The 3,946-nt window shown below is 44.6% G+C and carries 3 protein-coding genes; 1 reads left to right on the top strand and 2 read right to left on the bottom strand.

Going from position 1 to position 3,946, the window contains the following annotated elements:
• Positions 1–998, bottom strand: a 998-nt coding sequence (locus AB4653_RS19705; RefSeq protein WP_372105092.1) for a DEAD/DEAH box helicase, incomplete at its 3' end; no start/stop codon positions are given.
• Positions 999–1,180: 182 nt separating this feature from the next.
• Entirely contained in the window at positions 1,181–2,164 is a 984-nt protein-coding gene (locus tag AB4653_RS19700; protein ID WP_102258326.1) for a GTP-binding protein, read from the bottom strand.
• Positions 2,165–2,704: 540 nt separating this feature from the next.
• On the opposite strand from AB4653_RS19700, the gene clcA reads away from it, so the two are divergent.
• Positions 2,705–3,946 (top strand): H(+)/Cl(-) exchange transporter ClcA (gene clcA / locus AB4653_RS19695; RefSeq protein WP_372105090.1); only part of this gene is annotated, 1,242 nt, incomplete at its 3' end.

The raw sequence follows: 3,946 nt of genomic DNA, 5'->3' as shown, positions 1-3,946 counted from the left end.
CCAATACGGTGAACGTAATCTTCCGCTAGGAAAGGCATGTCGTAGTTAATTACATGTGGTAAGTCTTCGATATCAAGACCACGAGCTGCAACGTCGGTTGCTACCATCACACGTGCTCTGCCTTCTTTGAAGTCATCCAAAGCACGACGACGAGCGCTTTGTGCTTTATCACCGTGACAAAGTACCGCTTTAATGCCGTCTAATTTAAGCTCTTTAACAACGTCATTCGCTGTTTCTTTGTAGTTCACGAACACAAGCACTTGGCGCCAGTTTTTACGGCCAATCAGCTCAGAAAGCAGTTCTGTTTTACGCTCTTGATCCACAGGGTAAACCACGTGACCAACAGTAGAAGCCGTTGAGTTTTCGCGCTCAACACTGATACGTTTTGGTTTACGTAGAATATCAACAGACAGTTGGTTTAACTGAGTAGAAGTCGTTGCAGAGAACATCATGATTTGCGGTGATGTTTCTACATCTAGCATGATCTTACGAACGGCATTAATGAAGCCCATATCAAGGATACGGTCAGCTTCATCAAATACTAGAAATTCTAGGTTTGCGATAGACACGTTACCCGCTTCTAAGTGCTCTTCTAAACGTCCAGGTGTTGCAACCAAAATATCCACACCCAGCTCTAATTGACGAACTTGTGAAGACATTTTGTTACCACCGTAAACCGCTGAAACGCTTAGTTCAGTGTATTTAACGTAGTCTTTAATGTTTTGAGCGATCTGCGCAGCAAGCTCACGAGTTGGAGCAAGAATAAGGCCGCGAGCCGTTCCTCTAGAAGCCTTTTTGCCGCTGTTCAAAAGGTGTTGGATAACAGGCAATGAAAATGCCGCTGTTTTACCCGTACCGGTTTGAGCAGTAGCAAAAATATCATGGCCTTTACGAGCCATTGGAATCGCTTTTTGTTGAATTGGAGTGAGTTTTTCATAACCACACTCAGTCAACGCTTTGACTAATTCAGGAGCAAAACCTTGAGAGGAAAATGACATTGTTACGGGTTCCTTAAGCAGACAGCCTACATTCTTATTTCAGCCGAGCACTATAAAGTAATTAGAGTGATTTATCTCACATTTATCGTGATATAACGCAAACTTTCTCATTTAATCTGGTGTTTATCCCGCCTTCAACGAGGTAAACACCAAGATCCTTGGTTCAAACAGCAAAAACAGGGCTATTTGATGCCACACAGCTTGAGTAGAATCTGCTCGAGATCGCTCCACGGCATTAACTGCGAGTCGATCACTTCAAGACGAGACTCAAAGCCATCAAGGGAAATTTCATTCACTGACACCACTTGATTCGCCACATTGAATGCGTAGCAACCTTGGTCGGTGTTCACTACGGCTTTTACACGCTCAGCCGTTAGATCCGACAGCATTGAAAACAGCGCATCAAAATCAAACTTATGCTCTGCGCCAAACAACCAGCCACAACTAAAGTAGCCCTGCCCTTTATTCTCTTTACGGATGAAAGCTTCACCGGGAGGAAGTTGGAATTGAGGCTCTTGCTCAGCGTGATCGTGATGATGCGCTTCAATATGAGAGGAAGCACTACCGTATACTCTTTCAATGTCCAACACTTCCAATGGCACTTCACCATCGTGAATTAGCTTATGGAAGACTTTTGCTGGCGTTTGATCCGTCACCCAATCATTGAACACATCGATGTCTTCAGAATGAACAAGGTCAACCTTAGTACCAAGAATCACATCAGCACTGTCCAGTTGATCATTAAAATTCTGATTCAAGGTGTACTTTTCATTAGAAAGATTTCGAGGGTCAACCAAACCAAGCGTCGCTTTTAAATCAACATAAGGCGTGTACTGATCGGAAGTCAGTGTCGCAATCACTTGTTTAGGGTGACCAAGCCCTGTCGGCTCAATCAATAAACGGTCCGGTTTTTGGCGCAGTAAGGCATTAATACCTACCGACATAGGCACACCAGCAGTACAGCACATGCAGCCACCCGGTACTTCTTTAATCAAAGCACCTTGATCCGTCATCAATGCGCCATCAATGCCGATTTCGCCGAACTCATTAACTAGGACAGCCCAGTTTTCATTCTCAGGTTTATTTTTTAGAAGGTTCAAAATAGCGGTCGTCTTACCGACACCTAGAAAACCCGTAATTATGTTTGTAGGAACTTTTTTGATCATATCAGTTCTCCTTTTTTAAGGAGTATATACACAATCACGGAGAAATTGACCCCAATCGCTTGTATGTACGGAGAATGATTTAAGCCAGAAGTTGTATGAGTGTCACTAGAAAGGGGGGAACGAAGAAAAATAAATGCTCCAGACGAACTAAAGGCGTACTTATCAGTACGCCTCACTCTCGTTACTCAATCGTGAGTTCGCGAATCAGGAAGCCTTAAATATCGACCTGAACAATTAACGAGAAACTAAAACTTTGTATCTGAATCCATCCAAATTGTGTGTAAAACCTCACGTCTCCTTGCGGTTTGTTATGTTGCTTTACGATTTAACTATGGTTCATTTTTAGGGATATTCAAGGTGCCATCTGAGAATCGATCAAAATTGTGACGAGGATTCCACTATTGCCCATATATTCCATTTATGTAACACGTACATTCCATAAATGAAATTCAACTTTTCATCTTTGCTGCTATAGGATATGAAGAGGACGCGTATAATTTATTGCAGTCCCGCCTTAACCCATTCAGGAGCCTTATCTCAATGACCAGAAGAGAGAAAATTAAGCAATCCTTATTAGCCAAAATGCCAAGGGATGCTATTAATCAATTTCTCTCAAGAGATAAGACACCCGCTTCCGTTCTCTTTCTTTCTTGTATTGTAGGTGTACTTGCTGGCGTGGTGGGTACCTATTTCGAAGTCGCGGTTCATTTCATCACCGAAACTCGTACCGATTGGCTTAAAGATGAGATTGGTAGCTATTTACCTCTTTGGCTCGCCGCTTTCCTTATTAGTGCTGCATTTGCCTTTATTGGTTACTTCCTTGTTCACCGTTTCGCTCCAGAGGCTGCAGGCTCAGGCATCCCTGAAATTGAAGGGGCGATGGACGGTATGCGCCCTGTTCGATGGTGGAGAGTATTGCCAGTAAAATTCTTTGGCGGTATGGGCGCATTAGGCTCTGGTATGGTTTTAGGTCGAGAAGGACCAACCGTTCAAATGGGCGGCAGTATTGGTCGCATGGTCACCGATATCTTTCGAGTCAAAGATGACGACGCCCGACATTCACTATTGGCTTCGGGTGCCGCAGGTGGTTTGGCCGCGGCATTCAATGCACCACTCGCCGGAATCATGTTTGTAGTCGAGGAGATGAGACCGCAGTTTCGCTACTCACTCATTTCAATCAAAGCCGTCATCATCTCGGCGGTTTCAGCCAATATTGTATTTCGTTCGATCAATGGCCAATCTGCCGTTATCACAATGCCTCAATACCAACCGCCTGAACTGGATGCTCTGTGGCTATTCTTGTTGTTAGGTGTATTGTTCGGCCTGTTTGGTGTGATTTTCAATAAGCTAATTACACTTTCGCAAGACCTGTTTGTGGCAATACACAAGAATGACCGTAAACGCTACTTAATGACAGGTTCCCTATTGGGCGGTTGCTTTGGCTTATTGCTGCTCTATATACCGGAGTTGACTGGCGGTGGTATTGGTATCATCCCGAATATCACTAATGGCAACTACAGCGCAAACGTGCTGCTGTTAATCTTCTTAGGGCGCGTGCTCACCACGCTACTTTGTTTCGGCTCTGGTGCACCGGGTGGTATCTTTGCACCAATGCTTGCTCTAGGAACACTCTTTGGATACGCATTTGGGCTTATCGCGGCGGCATTCTTCCCTGAACTGAACATAGAGCCGGGTATGTTTGCGATTGCCGGCATGGGCGCCTTATTTGCCGCCACTGTGCGAGCGCCTATCACTGGCATACTGTTGGTTATTGAAATGACC

The sequence above is a fragment of the Vibrio sp. 10N.222.48.A3 genome, from assembly GCF_041475345.1.
In the GTDB taxonomy this organism is placed as follows: domain Bacteria; phylum Pseudomonadota; class Gammaproteobacteria; order Enterobacterales; family Vibrionaceae; genus Vibrio; species Vibrio tasmaniensis_A.
The sequence above is the reverse complement of the archived record's forward strand: the minus strand, read 5'-3'. Positions and strand labels throughout refer to the sequence as shown.